Raw genomic sequence first — 432 nt, forward strand, 5'->3', positions numbered from 1 at the left:
CGCCGGTGATGGTGATGGTGACGGTGTGCTCGGTGCCATCCACGGAGGTGACCACAAAGGTCTCGACCTTGGTTTCGCCCTCGCCCAGGTACTGCACCTTGCTGTTGTCGACCTGGTAGGTCCAGGCGCCGCCTTCGGTGATGGCGAGGCTACCCAGCGCACCCGCACTCGGGGTGCCGTTGCCGGCCAGGAACTTGGCTTCATCCGCCCCGTCCAGGTCGGTCACGCTCAGGGTGCCGGTCTCGGTCAGCAGCGGCGTGCTTTCATCTTCGGTCACGCCGCCGGTGTCAGTGCCGGTGATCACCGCCGCATCATTGACGCCGGTGATGGTGATGGTGACGGTGTGCTCGGTGCCATCCACAGACTGCACGGTGAAGGTCTCGACCTTGGTCTCCCCTTCGCCCAGGTACTGCACCTTGCTGTTGTCGACCT

General features: G+C 64.6%; 1 protein-coding gene. It reads right to left on the reverse strand.

Translation table 11 applies throughout. The features are described 5' to 3' along the window. On the reverse strand, positions 1-432 hold a 432-nt coding region (locus tag KW824_RS20630), incomplete at both ends, for a VCBS domain-containing protein (protein ID WP_218410882.1).

Source organism: Aeromonas sp. sif0611 (assembly GCF_019218845.1).
GTDB lineage: Bacteria > Pseudomonadota > Gammaproteobacteria > Enterobacterales > Aeromonadaceae > Aeromonas > Aeromonas media.